We start from the raw sequence: 20,847 nt of genomic DNA on the forward strand, positions 1-20,847 counted from the left end.
GCGTGCCATTTGGCGGTGACTTCCGGGCTGTTGAGAACGGCCCGTTGGGCGACTTCTTTCAGGGTGGCAGGGGTGGCTGTCTGCGCTGGCGAAACCTGTGCGAAGGCAGGGAATACAGCCGAAACCAGAAGCGAGATAAGCGTTATTTTTTTCATGAGCAGTATTTTTATTTGAGCAGGAAAACGGTAATTCCTCACGCCCGTGCAAACTTACCCCCCGGCGCCCAGGAAAATACCAAAGAAATAGCCATTCGCGATTATAGGGAGCGCCATCAGGCTGATTGTAAGAAATGGTAAACCAGCCCCAATTGACCTTTACAAACCTCGCCGGTATCTGCGCTTTCCCTCCGCGAACGACCACGGGAAGGCGCTTTACACTTTTCTGGAACTTGCCACGGTCAACCAGAATTTGGGCCAAAAAATGAAATTTCCGGAGCACGACCAGCTGGCGAAAGCGCAGGGTTCAATTGCCTTTCAAACCCTGCAGCTTGCGATACAAGGTGCGCTGACTGACCCCAAGACGCGCGGCCAACTCGACGGTATCGAGCCCATTGCGGTCCCTGGCCCAGTTCAGGTAACGCCGCTCCAACGTGTCCAGTTCAACAATCTGGTCGACATGAAATGCATTGTCATTGACCAGCAAGGCCGAGGGCAAATCCTCTGCCATTTCTTCAAGATGGGGCAGGTCGATCAGATCGCCGTCAGCCAGCAAGGTGGCGCGTTCGATCAGGTTACGCAGCTCCCGTATATTGCCGCTGTAACGCCGACCACTCAGCCAGGTCAGTGCCGCGGGCGTGAATTTTCGGCCCGGTTTGCGGTCGACTCGTTCGAGCAGGGAAACCGCCAGCAAGGGAATATCGGCCGGCCGTTCGTGCAGGGCCGGGGTGTGCACCGGGAAGGTGTTAATGCGGAAATACAGGTCACGGCGAAAGGTTTCGGCCTGGACCATGGCGCGGAGATCGCGGTGCGTCGCCGCCACCAGCCGAAAATCGGCCGGCAGCCAATCCAGCCCGCCAACCCGCCGATATGTCCCGGTTTCGAGCAGGCGCAGCAGTTTGACCTGCAGGACCAGCGGCAACTCGCCGATTTCATCGAGAAACAGCGTGCCCCCCGACGCCGCTTCGACCAGACCCTGCTTGCGGTGCGTAGCGCCGGTAAAAGCCCCTTTTTCGTAACCGAAGAGTTCGCTCTCGAACAGGGTTTCGGTCATCCCGGCGCAGTCGACCGCAACAAAGGGGCCATCCTCCCGGGCGCTGGCTTCGTGGATGGCGCGGGCAACCAGCTCCTTTCCGGTGCCGGTTTCGCCGAGCAACAACACGGCGGCGTTCGAATTGGCGACGCGCAACACCTTTTCCAGCATGCCGACAAAGGCCGGCGAGCGACCGACCAGGCCTTGCGCTGCCGGACGGCTGCTGGCCTGACGAACGACGCGCATGGTCTCGACGAAATAGACGACCTGTCCGTTTTCATCACGAATCGGCGTGGTTTCAACGGCGACATGCTCTTCGCCACGTGGCGTATGGTGCAGGTGGAGGACGCGCTGGGGCGACCCCGATTTCTGACTCTGCTGGAGCGGGCATGACTCGCCAGCCTGATCGCAGGGTACGTTGAAATGATGTGAAACCTCGTAGCAGGTCCGCCCAGTGATCAGCCGACCGCCGCCAAAATCGCGGACATAGGCCGCGTTGGCCGCAATAATCCGGTAATCGGCGCTCATCACGATGCGCGGCTCAGGCAAGCCGTCGAGGAAAGAAATCAGCTCGCCCAAAGAATGTTCGCCCATGTCACCCCCGTCAATTTCGTCAGTCACGTCTGTCAATATTGACACAATTTGCCAACTCACACCTTAATGAGATATATAAGCAAATGATTTTTAAGCAACTTGGCCCCAAAAACAGGCAGGCACGCATCTTGATAGTAAGTATCCTTGGAAACCGGTAATACTTGGGTCTCCGCGCCATTGCGACACATTGCGGTGGGCGGCAACCTTGGCAGCAATGGGTCTGACTGCGACTATTTTCCCTCGCCCCGCAGGCTTGCTTTGCGCAGTCGCTTGTTGCTGTCGGTAGCACCGGTTTCCAACCCTATTTTCCATCTCCACGAAAACGTCAATGAATCAGCCCCAAGAAAATACGGAAGAATCTAAAGTAGCCAAGGTTTCCTTCTACGAAAAGCACAAGGTCATTTACGCCAAACGCGTTCGTGGCTATTTCGACAACTGGCGTGTTGCGCTGGTCATCCTGACCCAGGTGATCTTTTATGGCGGCCTGTGGCTGACCTGGAACGACCGGCAAGCGATTCTTCTGCATCTGGTCGAACGCAAGTTCTATATTTTCGGGGTCGTTTTCTGGCCGCAGGACGTCATCTACCTGACTGCCTTGCTGATCGTTTCGGCTTACGGGCTATTCCTCGTCACGGCCATCGCCGGGCGACTGTTCTGCGGCTACGCCTGTCCGCAAACGGTCTACACGCAGATCTTCATGTGGATCGAAAACTGGGTCGAAGGTGACCGCAATGCGCGGATCAAGCTCGACAAGGCCCCGATGGATGCGCGCAAGTTCCGCATCAAGGCGACCAAACACCTGCTCTGGGGCATCGTTGGCCTATGGACCGGCTTTACGCTGGTCGGCTACTTCACCCCTGTCCAGGAACTGATCAACAACGTCCTGACCGGCCAACTCGGCCCCTGGGAAACGTTCTGGATCTTCTTCTACGGCGGCTTCACGATTCTGATGGCCGGCTTCATGCGCGAGCAGGTGTGCAAGCACATGTGCCCGTATGCCCGCTTCCAGAGTGTGATGTTCGACCCGGACACGATGATCATCACCTACGATGAAGAACGTGGCGAGCCGCGCGGCATCCGCAAGAAAAACGCGCCCCCCGACGCCCCCAAGCTGGGTGACTGCGTCGACTGCAACCAGTGCGTCCAGGTCTGCCCGACCGGCATCGACATCCGCAAGGGCCTGCAATACGAGTGCATCGGCTGCGCCGCCTGTATCGATGTCTGCGACCAGGTCATGGACAAGGTCGGCCTGCCGCGCGGACTGGTCCGCTACTCGACCGAAAACGCCATGGCGCAACATCTGGGCAAGCAACAAATCCTCGCCCACATCATCCGCCCGCGCATCCTGCTCTACACCTTCATCCTGATCGTCATCACCGGGCTGGCCATCTGGTTCCTGACCACCCGTATCCCGCTCAAGGTGGACATCATTCGCGACCGCTCGACGCTCGCCCGCGAAGCCGATGACGGCCGGATCGAGAACGTTTACATGCTGCAGATCATGAATACCGAGGAACAGCCGCATCGTTACAAGGTCACGGTCGACGGTTTGCCAGGTGCCGAAATCACCGGCGACGTCGAAGTCGACGTCCCGCCGGCCACGCTGCAATCGTTCAACACCATCGTCGCCGTACCGCCCGATGCCGGCAAGACGGGCTCGAACCCGATTCACTTCGAGATCGTCGCGCTCGACAACCCGGACATCAAGGTTCGCGAAAAAGCAGCCTTCCTGCTGCCCAGATAGTTTTCAGGCAGATCGGGACAAAGCGGGAGCGCATCTCCCGCTTTTTTTCGTCCATGAATTACCGGAAAGCCCGATCCAGAAACTCGCTCAGCAAGCCAACCTGTTGCTTGAGGTCGCCGTAATCATCGTGACTGCCGGATACCAGCAGCAGCTCCACCGCCTCGCTGGTTCGTGCCGCATAGATCTGTCGGGCCTCGGCCACCGGAACGGTATCGTCCTCCAGGCCATGCACGATCAGTGTCGGGCAACGAAGCCTGGCAATGGTGTTGCACGGAGCGATGTCGTCGAAGCGATAGCCGATGACCCGTTGCACATAAGCCAGAATGTAAGCACCGAGCGGCCAGAGCGGAATGTGCATGCCGGCCAGCCAGCGCCGCATCATCGCCGCCGGATGGGCAAAGGCGGCCAGACTGATCACGGCGCGGATGGCCGGCTGGCGCGAAGCAGCGAGCAGCGCCGCCCCCGCCCCCACCGAATGCCCGATCACCCCGAGGGCCAGTGGATCGACCTCGGGCCGCGCGGCCAACCAGCACAACGCAGCTTCGATATCTTCGGCAAAGCGCGGCAGCGACGCAAAACTGTCGTCATCGCTCCGGCCGTGGCAACGGGCATCGACCAGCAGCAGAGAATACCCCCCAGCATGCAATGGCGCGGCCAGCGGCAACATCATCGCGGCATTGCCACCCCAGCCGTGCATGACGACCAGGGCGGGCCGCCCGTCGCCGGCGGACAAAAACCAGCCATGGAGATTTTTGTCATTGACCGTCGGCACCGTCACCTCATGCCAGGGCAAATCCGCTGGCCAGCCGCCCTCGACCACGCGCGGCGCCGCCAAACCGCGCCGGATAAAATAATTCAGACCGCCGATACTGCCGGCCAGCAAAGGAACGCCCCATAACCAGGGGAGTCCACTGCTCAGCGGCATGGCGGCGAAACAACAAAAAATCCGGGGGGACTCATGGCGTCAATTTCTCGGCATTCTGATTTTGGCCATTTTATCCGGTTGACCGTGGCATCGGCCGTTGGCGGCGATATACTCGCCTCAAACTACATATAACGAATCGGAGACCGGGCCACGACCGATGGCCCAGCGCCTATGGACACCTTGTTCCTGCTCGCCGTCGTCACTGTCGTCATCGTTCTGGTATTCGACTACACCAACGGCTTCCACGACGCCGCCAACATCGTCGCCACCGTCATCGCCTCGCGCGCCATGACGCCGGCCCAGGCAGTACTCATCGTCGGTATCTTCGAGTTCCTCGGCCCCCTCCTCGGTGGCACGGCAGTCGCCAATACCATCGGCAAATTCGTCGCCCTCGATGGCGTGGCGCCGGTGCTTTCATTGTCCATCCTGCTCTGCGGGCTGATCGGCGCCATTGTCTGGAATCTCGGCACCTGGTATTTCGGCATCCCCTCCTCGTCATCACACGCCCTGGTTGGCGGACTGATCGGCGCCGTTGTCGTCGCCGTCGGCCCCGCCCACGTCGTCTGGGGCTTTGCCGAACTGGCCGACGGCCACCTGACCGGCATCGTCAAGGTCCTCGCCGCGCTCGTCCTCTCGCCATTGATCGGCTTCTGGGTCGGCTTTCTGGTCCACAGGCTACTGACCGGCCTGCTGGTCGCCGCCAACCCGGCCGCCAATGCCCGGCTGCGCGGCCTGCAATACGTTACCGCCGCCGGCCTGGCTTTCTCGCACGGCGCCAACGACGCGCAGAAAAGCATGGGTATCCTGACCCTCGTCCTGCTCCTCGGCGGCTTCATCCCGAGCTTCGAAGTCCCCTTCTGGGTCATGCTCGCCTGCGCCACTTCCATTACGCTCGGCATCATGTCCGGCGGCTGGCGCATCGTCCGCACGCTCGGCTTCGCCATCTACCGCGTCCGTCCCATCCACGCCCTCGGCTCGCAACTCACCTCGGCCGCCGTCATCATGGCCGCCTCCATTGGCGGGGCCCCGGTCTCCACCACCCACGTCGTCGCCACCTCGATCATGGGTATCGGCGCCTCGGAACGCCCGCGCGCCGTGCGCTGGGCCAAGGCCAAGGACATCGCGATGACCTGGCTGATCACCATTCCCGGCGCCGCCATCGTCGCCATCCAGGCCTACGCCCTGGTTCATCTATTTCTTGGAGGCACGCCATGAGCGAAGAAAACAGCCCCTCGGTCTTCCGTCGCCTGTTCGACCGCGTTTTTCCCAAAATGCCCGACTTCTTCACCCTGCTCACCGAGCAATGCCAGCACGTCGGCGTCACCGCCGGCCGCCTCGTCGAATTCATGGAAACCGGTGACCAGAACGTCGGCCAGCTCATCCGCCAGGACGAGCACGAAGCCGACCGCGTCAAGATCCGCAACCTGCACACCCTGAATGAAGCCTTCTCGACGCCGATCGACCGCGAAGACCTCTACCGCGCCATCATCGACCTCGACGAGATCGTCAATTACTGCAAGACCACGGTCAGCGAAATGGAAGTCCTCGGCCTCGCGCCCGACAAGCACTGCCTCGAAATGGCCATGCACATCAAGCTCGGCACCGACGCGCTGGCCCAGGGCTACGCCCGGCTCGCCAAGGAACCCGCCGCCGCAGCCGCCGATGCCGACGCCGCGCGCAAGGCCGAACGCCGCGTCGAGAAAAACTACCGCCGGGCCATCGCCGAACTCTTCGTCGGCGACGACTACATCCACATGTTCAAACGCCGCGAAATCTACCGCCACCTGTCCAACGCCGCCGACCGCATGGCCAACTGCGCCAATACCCTGCACGACATCGTCGTCAAAATGTGCTGACCTCGACTGCCCATGCTGAAAACGCTTTCCCGCAACCTGCTCAAACTATTCGGCTGGACCGTCATCGAACCGCCGGCGCGCCCGGCCCGCGCCGTCCTCGTCGGCTACCCGCACACCTCCAACTGGGACGGCGTCATCGCCCTGTTCACCAAACTCGCCCTCGGCCTTGACGCCCGCTGGGTGGCCAAGGAATCGCTGTTTTGCGGGCCGCTGGACTGGATATTCCGCCGACTGGGCGGCATCCCGATCAAGCGCAACGTGCGCAACGGCTTCGTCGCCGACATGGTCGCCCAATTCGCCGCGCAACCCGAATTTCTCCTGGTCATCGCCCCGGAAGGCACGCGCAGCCTGACCCCGGGCTGGAAAAGCGGCTTCTACCGCATCGCCCTCGGCGCCAAAGTGCCCGTCGCCCTCGCCTTCGTCGACTACTCGCGCCGCCAGGCCGGCATCCTCGCCTACCTCACCATGACCGGCGACCCCGCCACCGACATCGCCGCCATTGCCGCCCACTACGAGGGCCGCGTCGGCAAACATCCCGAACTCGCCGCGCCGATCCGCTGGCTCGACTAGCTGCCGACTATTCGGCGACGAGCACCACTTCTTCACCGGCAAAACTGACGACCTGGCCGGGTTTCATTTTTGCCCGTTTTCTCGTGTCGACCGTGGCATCGACCTTGACACGCCCTTCGGCGATGGCGGCATGTGCCGCGCCGCCGGATTCGCACAGGCCGGTGGCCTTGAGCAGTTGGTCGAGCTGGATGTATTCGCCGCGAATGGCAAAGGTGATGCTCATGGGTATTCCTGTCGGTAACGGGGACAAGTGAGCGGATGGCTTGGCTTGTCGAAGGCGCTCATTGTATATCCATCGCCATTTTGCATCCCGCCGGGAAGGGATACGCCTCATCGCGGTGCGCCGCGTCATAAAAGGCACCAACAAGGCGCCCCGACGTCATAAAACGTCGTTTTGGGGTGGGTATGTTAATTGCTGATACCAGGATCTATTCACTCGACTTCAGCCATTGCCGTGCACTTTCGTCCCAAACGCCAAAATCACAGCGGCGTCACCCCCTCGCGATTGAATCACTCCAGAGTCCTCGATACGCTGGTCAAGAACCTTGAGGGTATGGCCTACCGCTGTCTGCACGACGCTGGCTGGACAATGGTTTTCGTCAGCGACGGATGCCATGAGCTATGCGGCTATGCCTCTTCGGAAATTCTCGGCAAGACCGGGGTCTCTTGGGAGGAGATCACCCACCCGGAAGACCGCAGGCGCGTCCGCGATTGCATCGAAGACGCCATGCGCAGCGGCCGGCGCTTTGCCGTCCAGTACCGGATCGTCAGCAAGTCGGGGCAAATCAAGTGGGTGGTCGAGCGTGGTGTGGCGATCCGCGACGAGCAGGGCGAAGCTGTACTGGAAGGCTTCATCGAGGACATTACGGCGCGAAGAATGACGCTCGAGGCGCTTGAGGCAGCCGAGTTGCGCTATCGCAACATCTTCGAACACGCCTCGGAAGGCATCTTCCAGTCCACTCGCGATGGCCGCTACCTTGCTGCCAACCCCGCGCTGGCCAGGCTTTATGGCTACGACAGTCCGCAGACGCTGATGGCCGATCTGGCCGATATCGAACGCCTGCTCTATGTCCTGCCTGATCGCCGGGTGGACTTTCTGACCTTGATCGAAAGGGATGGCGAGGTCCTGAACTTCGAGTCCGAGGTTTACCGGCGCGATGGATCGCGCATCTGGATTTCCGAAAATGCCCACGCCGTGCTCGGCACCAAGGGCGAATTCATCTGCTACGAAGGCACGGTGCAGGATATTTCGGAGCGCAAGCGGACCGAGGCGCACCTCCAGCTGATGGCGATGGTTTTCTCGAACAGCAACGAAGCGATCATGGTGACCGATGCCGGCAATCGGATCATCGCCGTCAACCCGGCCTTCAGGAGGCTCACCGGCTACCTGCCGGATGAAGTGATGGGCAAGGATCCGCGCATCCTTTCGGCCGGCATTACCTCGCCCGAGGTGTTCTCCGACATGTGGGCCAGCCTGGATCGGCATGGTTCCTGGCAGGGCGAGTTGTGGGACCGCCGAAAATCGGGCGAGGCCTATCCCAAATGGCTGTCGATCTCGCTGGTCCGCGATGCTGACGGGCAGATTCGCAATCACATCGGCAGTTTCATCGACATTTCGGAACTCAAAGCGACGCAGGAGCGCATCCGCCATCTCGCCCATCACGACACGCTGACCAACCTGGCCAACCGTTTCAGCCTGCACGAAAAACTCGGCCAGGCCATCGCTTTCTGCAAACGCAATCACATGCAGTTGGCCCTGATGCTGATCGACCTTGATCGCTTCAAGACGATCAACGACACCCTCGGCCACCAGGCCGGCGATGAACTGCTGATCCAGGTCGCCCAGCGCCTCTCGGCGGCGGTCCGCGAGAGCGACATCGTGGCCCGCCTGGGCGGCGACGAATTCGTTGTTGCCTTGCCCGGCATCGGCTCGCCTGCCGACGCTGCCCACCTGGCCGACAAGATCACCCGAGAGATTTCCGCCCCCTACCTGATCAACGGTCAGGAGCTGCGCACCTCGCCGAGCATCGGCATCTGCGTGTACCCGGGAGACGGCACGGAAATCGGCGACCTGTTGAAAAATGCCGACGTTGCGATGTATCACGCCAAAGCCAAGGGACGCGGCAATTACCAGTTCTTCACCGAAGAAATGAACATCGCAACGACCGAGCGCATGAACCTCGAATCGGACTTGCGTCTGGCCATCGCCCGCGGCGAGTTTTTGCTCTACTACCAGCCCCAGCTCGACCTGCGCAGCGGCACCATCGTCGGCGTCGAGGCGCTGATCCGCTGGCAGCATCCCACCCGCGGTCTGGTCTCGCCGGCCGACTTCATCCCGATTGCCGAAGACAGCGGCATGATCTCGGCCATCGGCGACTGGGTGCTCGAGGAAGCCTGCCGCCAGCTCAAGGCGTGGCAGACAAGGGGCATCACCCATATCCGCATGTCGATCAACCTGAGTACCGGCCAGTTTCTCGATAAGACCCTGCCGGCCCGCATCCACGAACTGCTGGCGAGCAACGGCCTGAGTGCCGGTCTGCTCGATCTGGAAGTGACCGAATCGATGTCGATGGCTTCGCCGGACGAATCGATCAGCGTCATGAAAACCCTGAGCAGCAGCGGATTGACGCTGTCGATCGACGATTTCGGCACGGGTTATTCGTCGCTGGCCTATCTCAAACTGCTGCCGATCCACACGCTGAAGATCGACCGCTCCTTCGTCAAGGACATCGAATCCGACCCCAACGATGCCGACATCTGCGACGTCACCGTGCTGCTCGCCCACAAGCTGGGCCTGGAAGTCGTCGCCGAGGGTGTCGAAACCGAGGCGCAACTGAAATTCCTGCTCAGCATCGGCTGCGAGAAAATCCAGGGCTACCTGATCAGCAAACCGCTACCGGCCGATCAAGCCGAAAGGTTCATCCGCAACAATCCGCCGATGAATGATCTGGGGACCATCGACCTGTGGTCGTCGCCTGAACAATCCCCATCGATCGAAGAAAACTGCCCCGCCTGACAACCGACGCGGCCCGCGCCGCGGCTTTTTCCCCGGTGAGCTAGACCCGGCCAATCAGGATCAGATGGACCCGGCACGGCCCGTGGGCGCCAAGGACGATGGTTTGTTCGATGTCGCCGGTGCGCGAGGGCCCGGATATGAAATTGACGGCGCGCGGCAGGCTGCCACGTTCGGTACGGAGGAGCACGAAGGCGTCTTCCATGGTTGCCACGATACGCGAAACATCGACCAGCGCGATGTGTGTTTCCGGCAGCAGGCTGACCGTGGCCGGCGTTTGCGGGCCGGAGAGCAGCATCAGCGTGCCGGTTTCGGCAATGGCGCAGAAGCAGCCGGAAATGCCGGTTTTATCGGCGTCGACCGCAGGACGGGCGGCGACGGACAGGCCGCTGTCCGCCCAGTCCAGCCCGCCGACGTCTGCTGTTGCCACCGCCTCGCCGGCCAGCCCGTTTGCTGCAAGATAAGCCGCCACAGCGGACGGCACCTCGGCCAGAGTGGCAACAGCGGCAACCGTACTCGACAGGTATTCGGCCTTGGCCTGAAAGCGGCCGACCAGATCGGCGTTGATGACCGGCTGCGGCCCGCGTTCCACTGTTGTCAACGACGCGACGGCCGCCGCCCGGCGCCCGGCAAAATCGTCCTTGCCGACACCGCGCCGGACGCGCCCGAGGATGTCGTCCCGGGCGCTCATGCCACGCGGTTCTTCGGCGCCCCGGCGACGAAGGCTTCGATGTTGTCGATGAGCTGATCGGCCAGCGTTTGCATGGCCGGCCGGCTGGACCAGGCAACGTGCGGCGTGAGCAGAAAATTGGGCAGGGCGAGCAGAGCCGGATCGACCATCGGGTGATCGGCCGGCGGCGGTTCGACGGTTATCGCATCGAATCCGGCGCCGGCAATCCAGCCTTCCTTGAGGGCGCGGATCAGCGCCAGTTCATCGACGATGCCGCCGCGTGCCGTGTTGATCAACAGGGCCGATGGCTTCATGGCGCGCAGTTCGGCCTCGCCGATCAGGTTGAGTGTTTCCGCCGTCAGCGGGCAATGCAGGCTGATCGCGTCTGCTTCGGCCAGCACTTCGGCGAACGCCGTGTAGCCGGGGCGAACAATCGCCACACCCTTGTGCTCGGCGCGCAACACGCGCATGCCGAAGGCCTCGGCCAGCCGCGCCACACCCTTGCCCAGCGTGCCGCTGCCGATCAGGCCGAGTGTCGCACCGTGCAGGTCGCGGATCGGATGATCGAACAGGCAAAACTGCTCGGCCCGTTGCCAGCCGCCGGCCAGCAGGGTTTCGCGCCAGGCCACAAGGTTGCGCGAGAGGGCCAGGAGCAGGGCCATGACGTGCTCGGGCACGGTATGCACGGCATAGCCGCGAATGTTCGAAACGACAATGCCGCGCGCCCGGCAGGCGTCGAGATCGACGTTGTTGGTACCGGTCGCCGAGACGGCGATCATCTTGAGATCGGGCAGCGCGGCGACGGCGGCGGCATCGATGGCCACTTTGTTGGTGATGGCAATCGTCGCCCCGGCCAGGCGCTCGATGACCTGCCCCGGTGCCGTTTTGGCATGCTCGACCCAGTCGTGGGCGAAGGCCGGCCGCCGAACCTCGGCGATCAGCGATTCGCCTTCGAGCTGGACGATGCGCAACATCAGGCAGCTTTCATCTCGAACGGGATACCGGCCGTTTCGGCAATGGCGCCGACCTGGACGCCGAGCGCGGCATGGCCGGCATAAACGAGCCGATCAATGCCGGCGGCGCACATGCCTTCGATGGCCGCCGTGTCGCCCTGCATGAGATTGAGCACGCCGGCCGGCCACTCGGCACGTCCCGAGAGTTCGCACAGGGCGTAGGTGGCCGACGGCGCTTTCAGACTTGGCTTGACGACGACGGTCGCCCCGGCCATCAGGGCTGGCGCGATGACTTCGGCCAGGCTGGCCAAGGGCCGCGAGGCATCGAGAACCAAGCCGAACACCCCGGTTTCGCCGACCGAAGCGCCATGCAGGGCGGCGACCGCTTCGCCGACTTCGGCGGTGGCCCGCGCTTCGTCGAAACCGCAATCCTGCATCAGCAATTTGGCAAAGTGCCCGCTGTAGTTGTCGAGCGCATCGCCCAGGCTAGCCAGGCAGACACGCCGCGCCGGCATACCCATCATCGCCCAGGCGGACTGGGCCACCTGGGCGGCGCCGACGGCCTCGGCCGCCTCGCTCGCTCCGCACAGCGGGACGCGGCGAACGGCCTCGCCGGTGGCCGGGTTGGTCACGTCAAAAAAGGCGTCGGTCACGGTCAAAAAGGCGTGACCGTTGATCCACAGGGGGATGGCTTTCGGGCCTTCGGCTGAAAATTCCATGTTCAGGGCTTCTTTCTTGCTGAGTAAAGTTCGTGAAATGTCCGGCCGGAGGATACCGGCAGATCGCGTCCTGCGGTCCACTCCGGCACCAAGCCAAAAATGCGGATGCGGCCGCTGCCGTCGGCCAGCCAGTTGAGGTAGCGGGCGGCACGCCGAGCCAACCAGCGATAGAGCACTGGCTTGCCGGCCACCCAGGCCCAGACCTTGAGCGCCAGCCGCTCGGACCACGGGCGCAGACCGCGCTCGTTCTGCTCCTCGCACAGGCGATGCATGAGCGCCGGCAGCGGAATTTCGACGGGGCAGACGGCGCCGCACTGGTTACATCCGGTGGAGGCGTGCGGCAGGTCGAGGGCGTTCTCGATGCCCGTAAACAGCGGCGTCAGCACCGAGCCCATGGGGCCGGGATAGACCCAGCCGTAGGCATGGCCGCCGAGCGAGAAATAGACCGGGCAATGGTTCATGCAGGCGCCGCAGCGGATGCAACGCAGCATGTCCTGATAGTCGGAGCCGAGCAGATTGGCCCGACCGTTATCGACGAGGATGAAGACGGTCTTTTCCGGGCCGTCGTGGTCGCCGTCGCGCTTCGTGCCGGTGAGCAGTGAAACGTAATTGGAAATCGACTGGCCGGTGGCCGAGCGCGGCAGCAGGCGCATGAGCGTCGCAAAATCTTCGAGCGTCGGGACGATTTTTTCGATGCCGGTGATCACGACATGGACTTTCGGCAGCGTCGTCACCATCCGGCCATTGCCTTCGTTGGTGACGAGCGCCGCACTGCCGGTTTCGGCGATCAGGAAATTGGCGCCGGAAATGCCCATCTCGGCGCTCAGGAAATGCTGGCGCAGCACTGCACGGGCTTCTTGCGCCATGGCTGGTATATCCGCCGAGGTGCGTGTTTCGAGCGGCCGTCCATGTTCTTTGGCAAACAAGGCTTCGACTTCGCCGATGGTTTTATGCACGGCGGGCGCGATGATGTGCGATGGCGTCTCGCCAGCCAGTTGGACGATGTATTCGCCAAGGTCGGTCTCGACTGGGCGGATGCCGGCCGCGGCCAGTGCTTCGTTGAGTTGTGCCTCCTCGGAGAGCATGGATTTCGACTTGACCGCCTTGCTCACGCCATGGCGGCGGGCGATGTCGACGACCAGCCGGCTGACCTCGGCACCATCGCGCGCCCACAGCACTTCGGCACCGGTCGCAGTGGCCCGTTCCTCGAAAAGCTCAAGCCAGACATCAAGATCGGCGAGTGTTCGATTTCGGATGTTTTTTCCGGTTGACCGTAGCAACGCGAAATCAAGGCCGTCCTCGGCCAGCGAAGCAATGCCCTTGGCCCGCTTGCCGACAAACAAGGGCTTGGCCTTCTGCAAAGCGCGTTGCAGCACGGCATTCCGCACCTTCTCCCCGGCCCGGGCGTGGAAATGCATGGCTTGCGAACGATGGGCGACCATCAGCCTTCGCCCCCGCCGGCCAGCACTTCGGCGATGTGCAGAACGCGCGTCGTTTCGTCGCCACGCCGGCGCAAACGGCCTTCGATATTGATCAGGCAGCCGAGGTCGCCACCGACCACCGCCTCAGTCGCTGCCGCCGCTATCGCGTCGCACTTGCGGTCGACAATCTGCGTCGACACCTCGCCAAACTTGACCGAAAACGCGCCACCAAAGCCGCAGCATTCTTCGCAGTCCGTCATTTCCTTGAGGCTCAGGCCGCGCACCTTGCGCAGCAATTCGCGCGGCTGGCGCTTGATGCCCAGGCCGCGCAGGCCCTTGCAGGAGTCGTGGTAGGTGACACTGCCGGCGAAGTCGGGTGCGACGAAATCGGTCTTCATCACATCGGCCAGAAAGCTCGTCAGTTCGAAAGCCCGGCCAGCCAGCGCCCGTGCCCTTGGGCCCCATTGCGGATCATCGACAAAGAGTTGCGGATAGACATTGCGGATCTGGTCAGCGCAGGAACCGGACGGAATGACCACGTAATCGTAAGCCTCCAGCTCGGCAATCACCTTTTTCGCCAGATCGACGGCAAGCGGACGATTTCCTGCACTCCAGGCCGGTTGACCGCAGCAAGTCTGGCCCTCCGGCACGAAAACCTCGGCGCCCGTTGCTTCGAGCAGACGCAACGCAGCAAAGCCGACCGAGGGGCGCATCAGGTCAACCAGACAGGTAACGTAGAGGGCTAAGCGCATGCTAATATTGCGGCGCACAAGAAAACGAAGTGGCTAATGCTACTCAAAGCACACCAATAAAGGAATCCAGTTGTCTGAAGCTGCCAGCGGGCCGGCCAAAACGCCAGGCACCATCCAGGTCATCGAGCGCATGATGTCGCTGCTCGATGCCCTCGCCGCGTCCCCGGACTCGGCGAGCCTGAAACAACTGGCCCAGGCCACCGAACTTCATCCGTCGACAGCGCACCGAATTCTGGCCGCAATGACCGCCGCGCGCTTTGTCGAACGTCAGGATGCCGGCACCTATCGTCTCGGCATCCGCCTGCTGGAACTCGGCGGCATCGTCAAATCGCGCATCAACATGCGCGAAGTCGCCCTGCCTTTCATGCAGGAACTGCATGAAAAAATCGGCGAAGCGATCAATCTCGGCGCTCGTCACGAAGACGAAATCGTCTATCTCGAGCGTACTTCGTCGGGCCGCGCACTGGTCCGCGTGGTCTACCTCGTCGGTGGCCGCGCACCGCTGCACCTGACCTCGCTCGGCAAGCTCTTCCTGGCCACCGAGAGCGCCCAGAAAGTTCGCGAATACGCCAAACGCACCGGCCTGCCAGGCAAGACCCCGCATTCGCTGACCACCCTTGTCGCCCTGGAAAAGGAACTCGACAAGGTGCGCCGGCACGGCGTCGCCTACGACGACGAAGAAGCCGAACTTGGCCTCAAATGCGTCGCCGCTCCGATCCATGACGATGAAGGCAATGTCGTGGCCGCGCTTTCGGTTTCCGCGCCGGCCGACCGCCACGATCCCGACTGGGCTCGCCTGGTCAAGCAGACGGCAGACGCCGTCTCGCAAACCCTCGGCTACACCGGCCCGAAAAAATAAAGGCCGCACGCGGCGGCCTTTGGCAGGGAAGTCAGGCAATCACACCCGACGACGCTCCACCGCCAGACTGGCACTTTCCATCCAGCGCTTGATCCGGTTTGCATCGCCGACTCGCGTCATCTTGCCCTGAGAATCGAGCAGGACAATAACTACCGGGCGGTCTGCCACTCTGGCTTGCATAACCAGACAACGGCCCGCCTCGGAAATATAGCCGGTCTTCGAAACCCCGATTTCCCAGTTGTCACTGCGCACCAGCGCGTTGGTATTGTGGAAGTCGCGGATGCGCCCGTTCAACTCGACCTTGGCTTCCGCCGTCGTCGAAAAATTGCGGATTTCCGGATAGCGCGCCGCCGCAGCGACCATGCGGGCCAGATCATGCGCCGTCGACACGTTGTTGCTGGAAAGCCCCGTCGGCTCTTCGAAACGGCTGTTGTACATGCCCAAGGCGTGTGCCTTCTTGTTCATCGCCTGGACAAAGGCATGCATGCCGCCCGGATAGTGCCGGCCCAGCGCATGCGCGGCGCGGTTTTCCGAGGACATCAGCGCCAGCAGCATGGCTGCTTCACGCGTCATCGTCGTGCCGACCGGCAAGCGGGAACGCGTGCCCTTGAGGCCATCCACATCGTCGTCGCCAATGGCGATGACTTCCTGCAGATCAAGCTTGGCATCGAGAACCACCATCGCCGTCATGAGTTTGGAAATTGAGGCAATCGGCACCACCATGTCCGGCTGCTTTTCCAACATCACCTGGCCGTTGCTTTGGTCGATGACCAGCGCCGAGGCCGAGTAGAGCGCCAGACGTCCGGTGTCCATATCGGCCAGCGCAGCATGGCGCACGTGCTTTCTTGGCGATTCATGGGCAATGCGGTTTTTGTGTGCGGCTCTGGCAGACGTCGTCTTGCCCGCAACGGCCTTGCCGGCGACTTTCCGCTGGGGCTTTGCCGCAGCCGATTTGGCAAGCGCTGGCGCCTTCTTGGCTGCCGCCACGTGACCTTTATTGGCCGTCTGTTGCTCTGCCTTCTTGGCTGGCGCTGCAGACAGCGACGTTTGGACTCCAAGCCCCAGCAAGGCTGCGGCCAACAAGGCCGCCTTCAATCTATGCTTCATTCACTTCCTCCTGCCAACATCGCGCAAATTCTACTCCAGTTTAGCAGGAGGCCGTGAAATATCAATAAAAATAGATAGATACAACAACAACTTAACAAACGTATTTACACGGCATCAACCACCGTCAGCGCCGTCATATTGACAATCCGTCGCACAGTCGCCGTCGGCGTCAGGATATTGACTGGCTTGGCCGCACCAAGAAGGATGGGGCCAATGGTCAGATTGTCACCGGCCGCCACTTTCAGCAGATTGAACGAAATATTGGCAGCGTCCAGCGTCGGCATGACCAGCAGGTTGGCCTGCCCCTTGAGACGGGAGTTTGGAAAGGCGCTCTGACGGATGCGTTCATCGAGCGCGGCGTCGCCGTGCATTTCACCTTCGACCTCGAGATCCGGTGCCCGCCGATTAAGGATGGCCAGCACTTCGCGCATTTTCAGCGAGGTCGGGGTATTTTCGGTGCCAAAGGTCGAGTGCGAGAGCAGCGCCACCTTCGGCTGAATACCGAAATTGCGGATTTCCTGGGCGGCAAGCAGGGTCATGTCGGCGAGCTGCTCGGCTGTCGGGTCGTAATTGACATAGGTGTCACCAATGAACACCGTGCGGCCGGGCAACATCAGCAGATTCATTGCGTAGCAGCGATCCACCCCTTGCTGCTTGCCGATGACGCTTTCGACGTAGTCACGGTGGGTTTCATGGCGGCCGAAGGTGCCGCAAATCAGCCCGTCGGCGTAGCCGAGGTGGACCATCAACGAACCGTACAGCGTGGCGCGACGACGGATTTCCCTGCGAGCAAACTCGGGCGAGACGCCCTTGCGTTCCATCAGGCGGTGATAAGTGGTCGCGAATTCCTCGAAGTGCTCGTCGAAGAAGGCGCAGTTATCGCCGTGGATAACCTCGAAATCCTCTCCCTCACGGATGCGCAAACCCGCCGCCTCGATGCTGCGATTGATTTCGCTGGTCCGCCCGATCAGGATGGGGCTGGCGATGCCTTCATCGCGAATCACCTGCACCGCACGCAGCACGCGCTCATCCTCGCCCTCGGCAAAGACGATGCGTTTCGGCGCCATCTTGGCCTGCGAGAAAACCGGCTTCATGATCATGCCGGAGTGGTAAACAAATTCGTTCAAGCCCTGGATGTAGGCGTCCCAGTCCTTGATCGGCCGGGTCGCGACCCCTGAATCCATACCGGCCTTGGCGACGGCCGGGGCAATCTTGACGATCAGGCGCGGATCGAACGGATTCGGAATCAGGTATTCCGGGCCAAAACTGGCGACCTTTTCACCGTAGGCGCGGGCTGCCACCTCCGATTGCTCGGCACGGGCCAGTTCGGCGATGGCCTTGACGGCCGCCATCTTCATTTCCTCGGTAATCGTCGTCGCCCCGACATCAAGCGCGCCACGGAAAATGAAGGGGAAGCACAGGACGTTGTTGACCTGGTTCGGATAGTCAGAACGGCCCGTGCAAATAATGGCGTCGCTACGAACGCTCTTGACCAGTTCCGGGCTAATTTCCGGCGTCGGGTTGGCCAGCGCCATGATCAACGGATTGGCTGCCATCTTGGCGACCATTTCCGGTTTCAGGACGCCGCCGGCCGACAAGCCGAGGAAGACATCGGCATCGGCGATCACTTCACCCAACGTCCGGGCGTCGGTCACCTTGGCGTAGCGAGCCTTGATTTCGTCCATTTCCTCGATCCGGCCTTCATAGACCAGACCCTTGATATCGGTCACCCAGATATTGCTGGGCGGTGCGCCGAGCATGACCAGCAGGTCGAGACAGGCCAGAGCGGCAGCACCGGCCCCGGAGGTGACGATCTTGACCTTGGACAGATCCTTGCCGATCAGGTGCAAGCCATTGAGGATGGCGGCACCGACGACAATGGCCGTACCGTGCTGGTCGTCATGAAAAACGGGAATCTTCATGCGCTCGCGCAGCTTCTTCTCGATATAGAAGCACTCGGGAGCCTTGATGTCCTCCAGATTGATACCGCCAAAAGTCGGCTCGAGCGAGGCAATGGTGTCGATCAGCTTGTCCGGGTCGCGCTCTTCGATTTCGATATCGAAGACGTCGATGTTGGCAAACTTCTTGAACAGGACACCCTTGCCTTCCATGACCGGTTTGGCAGCGAGCGGGCCAATGGCGCCGAGGCCGAGAACGGCCGTGCCGTTGGTGATGACGCCGACCAGATTAGCCCGCGAAGTCAGCGTGCTGGCTTCGCGCGGATCAGCGACGATTTCCTCGCAAGCGAAGGCCACGCCGGGCGAGTAGGCCATCGACAGATCGTACTGATTGGTGAGTTGTTTGATCGGGGTGACCGAGATCTTGCCCGGCTTGGGCTCGCGGTGATAGTAGAGCGCTGCTTCACGTAGTTGCCGAGAATCCATGATTGTCTCCATTTTGTATTGTGAAATGCAATTTCAAATCGCGGAACATAATACCATGCAACACCAGCGCTTTCACCCGTGGAAATCACGTAGCCCAGTTAAGTCAAGTGGATGTTTACCCTACTTTGATGCATAATTACGGGCTTCCCAGCCGACGGCCTCAGCGCCGCTCGAAGTCTTGGCAGCAGCTCCCGGCGACTGGCGTGAAACTTATCTAATATCAGTCACTTGGAGAGAGACACCGCCATGACCGCACCGCTGAATGCACCCGATTACGTCAAACACGAAGGCCTGAAAAAATGGGTCGCCGAAATTGCCGCCCTGACCCAGCCGGACCGTATCCACTGGGCTGACGGGTCGCAGGAAGAGTATGACCGCCTGTGCGCTGAAATGGTAGAGGCCGGCACCTTCATCAAGCTGAACGAAGCCAAGCGCCCGAATTCCTTTCTCGCATTCTCGGACCCCTCCGACGTAGCCCGTGTCGAAGATCGCACCTACATCTGCTCCGAAAAGAAGGAAGACGCCGGCCCGACGAACAACTGGGAAGAGCCCGCCGTCATGCGCGAAAAGCTCAACGGTATCTTCAAGGGTTGCATGAAGGGGCGCACGATGTATGTGATCCCGTTCAGCATGGGCCCGCTCGGTTCGCCGATCGCCCATATCGGTTTTGAAATCACCGACTCTGCCTACGTCGTCACCAACATGCGCACGATGACCCGCATGGGTAAGGCCGTCTTCGACGTGCTCGGCAGCGACGGCGAGTTCGTCCCCTGCATCCACACCGTCGGCGCCCCGCTCGAGCCGGGCCAGCAAGATGCCAAGTGGCCGTGCAACCCGACCGTCAAGTACATCGTGCACTACCCGGAAACCCGCGAAATCTGGTCCTACGGTTCCGGCTACGGCGGCAACGCCCTGCTTGGCAAAAAGTGTTTCGCCCTGCGCATCGCCTCCAACATGGCGCGCGATCAGGGCTGGCTGGCCGAACACATGCTTATCCTTGGCGTTGAATCGCCGGAAGGTGAGAAGTCTTACGTTGCTGCCGCTTTCCCGTCGGCCTGCGGCAAGACCAACTTCGCCATGCTGATTCCGCCGAAGACACTCGATGGCTGGAAGATCACCACCATCGGCGACGACATCGCCTGGATCAAGCCGCGCGTCGACAAGGATGGCACCACCCGCTTCTACGCCATCAACCCGGAAGCCGGCTTCTTCGGCGTCGCCCCGGGCACCTCGGAAAAGACCAACTTCAACGCGCTGGCTACGTTGAAGGAAAACATCATTTTCACCAACGTCGCGCTGACCGACGACGGCGACGTGTGGTGGGAAGGCCTGACCAAGGAAGCGCCTGCCCACTTGATCGACTGGCAGGGCAACGACTGGACGCCGGAAGACGGCAAGGCCGGCAAGAAGGCCGCCCACGCCAACTCGCGCTTCACGGCGCCGGCCAGCCAGTGCCCGTCCGTTGATGCCGCTTGGGAAGACCCGGCTGGTGTACCAATTTCTGCCTTCATCTTCGGCGGCCGTCGGGCTACCACCGTGCCGCTGGTCTATGAAGCCTTCAACTGGAACTACGGCGTCTACATGGCTGCCACGCTCGGTTCCGAAACCACCGCTGCCGCCTTCGGCCAGCAGGGCGTTGTCCGTCGCGACCCGTTCGCCATGCTGCCGTTCTGCGGTTACCACATGGGCGACTACTTCAACCACTGGCTGAAGATGGGCAAGACCGTCGATGCCGCCCCGAAGATCTTCTGCGTAAACTGGTTCCGCATGAACGAAAAGGGCGAATTCATGTGGCCGGGCTTCGGCGACAACATGCGCGTCCTGAAGTGGATTGTTCAACGCTGCAAGGGCAAGGTTGCCGCCAAGGAAACCGCGCTGGGCTGGATGCCGAAGTTCGAAGATATCGACTGGACCGGTCTGGACATCACCAAGGTTGAATTCGAAGGCCTGACCAACATTGACGCCGATGCCTGGAAATCCGAACTGGCCGGCCACAAGGAGTGGTTCGACAAGATGGGCGAAAAGCTCCCGCGCGAATTCACGCTGAAGCGCGAACTGTTCGAAATGGCACTGTTCAAGAGCGCTGCCTGAT

18 protein-coding genes are annotated in these 20,847 nt (G+C 61.5%); 8 read left to right on the plus strand and 10 right to left on the minus strand.

Annotation, left to right across the window (positions count from 1 at the left end; all coding sequences use genetic code 11):
* Window positions 1-296, plus strand: a 296-nt coding sequence (locus tag AC07TV_RS22430; RefSeq protein WP_494650603.1) for a hypothetical protein, incomplete at its 5' end; no start/stop codon positions are given.
* A gap of 166 nt (window positions 297-462) precedes the next feature.
* Here AC07TV_RS22430 and AC07TV_RS22435 read toward each other — a convergent pair.
* Window positions 463-1,782, minus strand: a complete 1,320-nt coding sequence (locus AC07TV_RS22435; RefSeq protein WP_494650604.1) for a sigma-54 interaction domain-containing protein — start codon at window positions 1,780-1,782, stop codon at window positions 463-465.
* 328 nt (window positions 1,783-2,110) lie between these two features.
* Here AC07TV_RS22435 and ccoG point away from each other — a divergent pair, with 328 nt between their 5' ends.
* Window positions 2,111-3,526, plus strand: a complete 1,416-nt coding sequence (ccoG, locus tag AC07TV_RS22440; protein WP_494650606.1) for a cytochrome c oxidase accessory protein CcoG — start codon at window positions 2,111-2,113, stop codon at window positions 3,524-3,526.
* A 58-nt stretch (window positions 3,527-3,584) separates the two neighbouring features.
* Here ccoG and AC07TV_RS22445 read toward each other — a convergent pair whose 3' ends face one another.
* Window positions 3,585-4,451 carry an alpha/beta hydrolase gene (locus AC07TV_RS22445; protein ID WP_494650608.1) on the minus strand — a complete coding sequence of 289 codons (867 nt, stop codon included), beginning with the start codon at window positions 4,449-4,451 and terminating at the stop codon, window positions 3,585-3,587.
* A gap of 171 nt (window positions 4,452-4,622) precedes the next feature.
* Between AC07TV_RS22445 and AC07TV_RS22450 the strand changes: the two genes are divergently transcribed.
* From AC07TV_RS22450 to AC07TV_RS22460, 3 genes are read left to right on the plus strand one after another with little or no spacing between them, the layout of a single operon-like run.
* The gene (locus AC07TV_RS22450) at window positions 4,623-5,666 is read left to right on the plus strand and encodes an inorganic phosphate transporter (RefSeq protein WP_494650610.1); all 1,044 of its coding nucleotides are present in this window, start codon (window positions 4,623-4,625) and stop codon (window positions 5,664-5,666) included.
* Window positions 5,663-6,307 carry a DUF47 domain-containing protein gene (locus AC07TV_RS22455; RefSeq protein WP_494650612.1) on the plus strand — a complete coding sequence of 215 codons (645 nt, stop codon included), beginning with the start codon at window positions 5,663-5,665 and terminating at the stop codon, window positions 6,305-6,307. Before AC07TV_RS22450 ends, AC07TV_RS22455 begins: the two co-directional genes overlap by 4 nt.
* Window positions 6,308-6,319: 12 nt before the next feature.
* Window positions 6,320-6,877: a 1-acyl-sn-glycerol-3-phosphate acyltransferase gene (locus AC07TV_RS22460; protein WP_494650613.1), complete on the plus strand. Its 558-nt coding sequence runs from the start codon at window positions 6,320-6,322 to the stop codon at window positions 6,875-6,877.
* Window positions 6,878-6,884: 7 nt separating this feature from the next.
* Here AC07TV_RS22460 and AC07TV_RS22465 read toward each other — a convergent pair whose 3' ends face one another.
* Window positions 6,885-7,100, minus strand: coding sequence for an RNA-binding S4 domain-containing protein (locus AC07TV_RS22465; RefSeq protein WP_494650614.1), 216 nt, complete (start codon window positions 7,098-7,100; stop codon window positions 6,885-6,887).
* 282 nt (window positions 7,101-7,382) lie between these two features.
* Between AC07TV_RS22465 and AC07TV_RS22470 the strand changes: the two genes are divergently transcribed.
* A complete protein-coding gene (locus tag AC07TV_RS22470; protein ID WP_494650616.1) occupies window positions 7,383-9,893 on the plus strand; it encodes a sensor domain-containing protein in 2,511 nt (836 codons plus the stop codon).
* Between the two features lie 40 nt (window positions 9,894-9,933).
* On the opposite strand, the gene AC07TV_RS22475 is transcribed toward AC07TV_RS22470, so the two are convergent.
* The 5 genes from AC07TV_RS22475 to AC07TV_RS22495 are packed head-to-tail and all read right to left on the minus strand — an operon-like array spanning window position 9,934 to window position 14,405.
* Window positions 9,934-10,581, minus strand: a complete 648-nt coding sequence (locus tag AC07TV_RS22475; protein ID WP_494650617.1) for a LutC/YkgG family protein — start codon at window positions 10,579-10,581, stop codon at window positions 9,934-9,936.
* Window positions 10,578-11,534, minus strand: coding sequence for a D-2-hydroxyacid dehydrogenase (locus tag AC07TV_RS22480; protein ID WP_494650618.1), 957 nt, complete (start codon window positions 11,532-11,534; stop codon window positions 10,578-10,580). The genes AC07TV_RS22475 and AC07TV_RS22480 overlap by 4 nt, the downstream gene beginning before the upstream one ends.
* Window positions 11,534-12,232: an aldehyde dehydrogenase family protein gene (locus AC07TV_RS22485; RefSeq protein ID WP_494650620.1), complete on the minus strand. Its 699-nt coding sequence runs from the start codon at window positions 12,230-12,232 to the stop codon at window positions 11,534-11,536. The genes AC07TV_RS22480 and AC07TV_RS22485 overlap by 1 nt, the downstream gene beginning before the upstream one ends.
* Window positions 12,233-12,234: 2 nt before the next feature.
* The gene (locus AC07TV_RS22490) at window positions 12,235-13,674 is read right to left on the minus strand and encodes a lactate utilization protein B (RefSeq protein ID WP_494650622.1); all 1,440 of its coding nucleotides are present in this window, start codon (window positions 13,672-13,674) and stop codon (window positions 12,235-12,237) included.
* Window positions 13,674-14,405 (minus strand): (Fe-S)-binding protein, encoded by a 732-nt coding sequence (locus tag AC07TV_RS22495; protein ID WP_494650623.1) that lies wholly within the window; start codon window positions 14,403-14,405, stop codon window positions 13,674-13,676. Before AC07TV_RS22495 ends, AC07TV_RS22490 begins: the two co-directional genes overlap by 1 nt.
* A gap of 64 nt (window positions 14,406-14,469) precedes the next feature.
* Between AC07TV_RS22495 and AC07TV_RS22500 the strand changes: the two genes are divergently transcribed.
* Window positions 14,470-15,264, plus strand: a complete 795-nt coding sequence (locus AC07TV_RS22500; protein WP_494650642.1) for an IclR family transcriptional regulator — start codon at window positions 14,470-14,472, stop codon at window positions 15,262-15,264.
* 39 nt (window positions 15,265-15,303) lie between these two features.
* Here AC07TV_RS22500 and pbpG read toward each other — a convergent pair whose 3' ends face one another.
* Both pbpG and AC07TV_RS22510 read right to left on the minus strand, forming a co-directional pair.
* The gene (gene pbpG / locus AC07TV_RS22505) at window positions 15,304-16,371 is read right to left on the minus strand and encodes a D-alanyl-D-alanine endopeptidase (RefSeq protein WP_494650625.1); all 1,068 of its coding nucleotides are present in this window, start codon (window positions 16,369-16,371) and stop codon (window positions 15,304-15,306) included.
* Between the two features lie 104 nt (window positions 16,372-16,475).
* Window positions 16,476-18,755: an NADP-dependent malic enzyme gene (locus AC07TV_RS22510; protein WP_494650626.1), complete on the minus strand. Its 2,280-nt coding sequence runs from the start codon at window positions 18,753-18,755 to the stop codon at window positions 16,476-16,478.
* 246 nt (window positions 18,756-19,001) lie between these two features.
* Here AC07TV_RS22510 and AC07TV_RS22515 point away from each other — a divergent pair, with 246 nt between their 5' ends.
* Window positions 19,002-20,846 (plus strand): phosphoenolpyruvate carboxykinase (GTP), encoded by a 1,845-nt coding sequence (locus tag AC07TV_RS22515; protein WP_494650627.1) that lies wholly within the window; start codon window positions 19,002-19,004, stop codon window positions 20,844-20,846.
* Window position 20,847 lies beyond the last annotated feature (1 nt).

The sequence above is a fragment of the Azonexus sp. GW821-FHT04F04 genome (assembly GCF_059420025.1).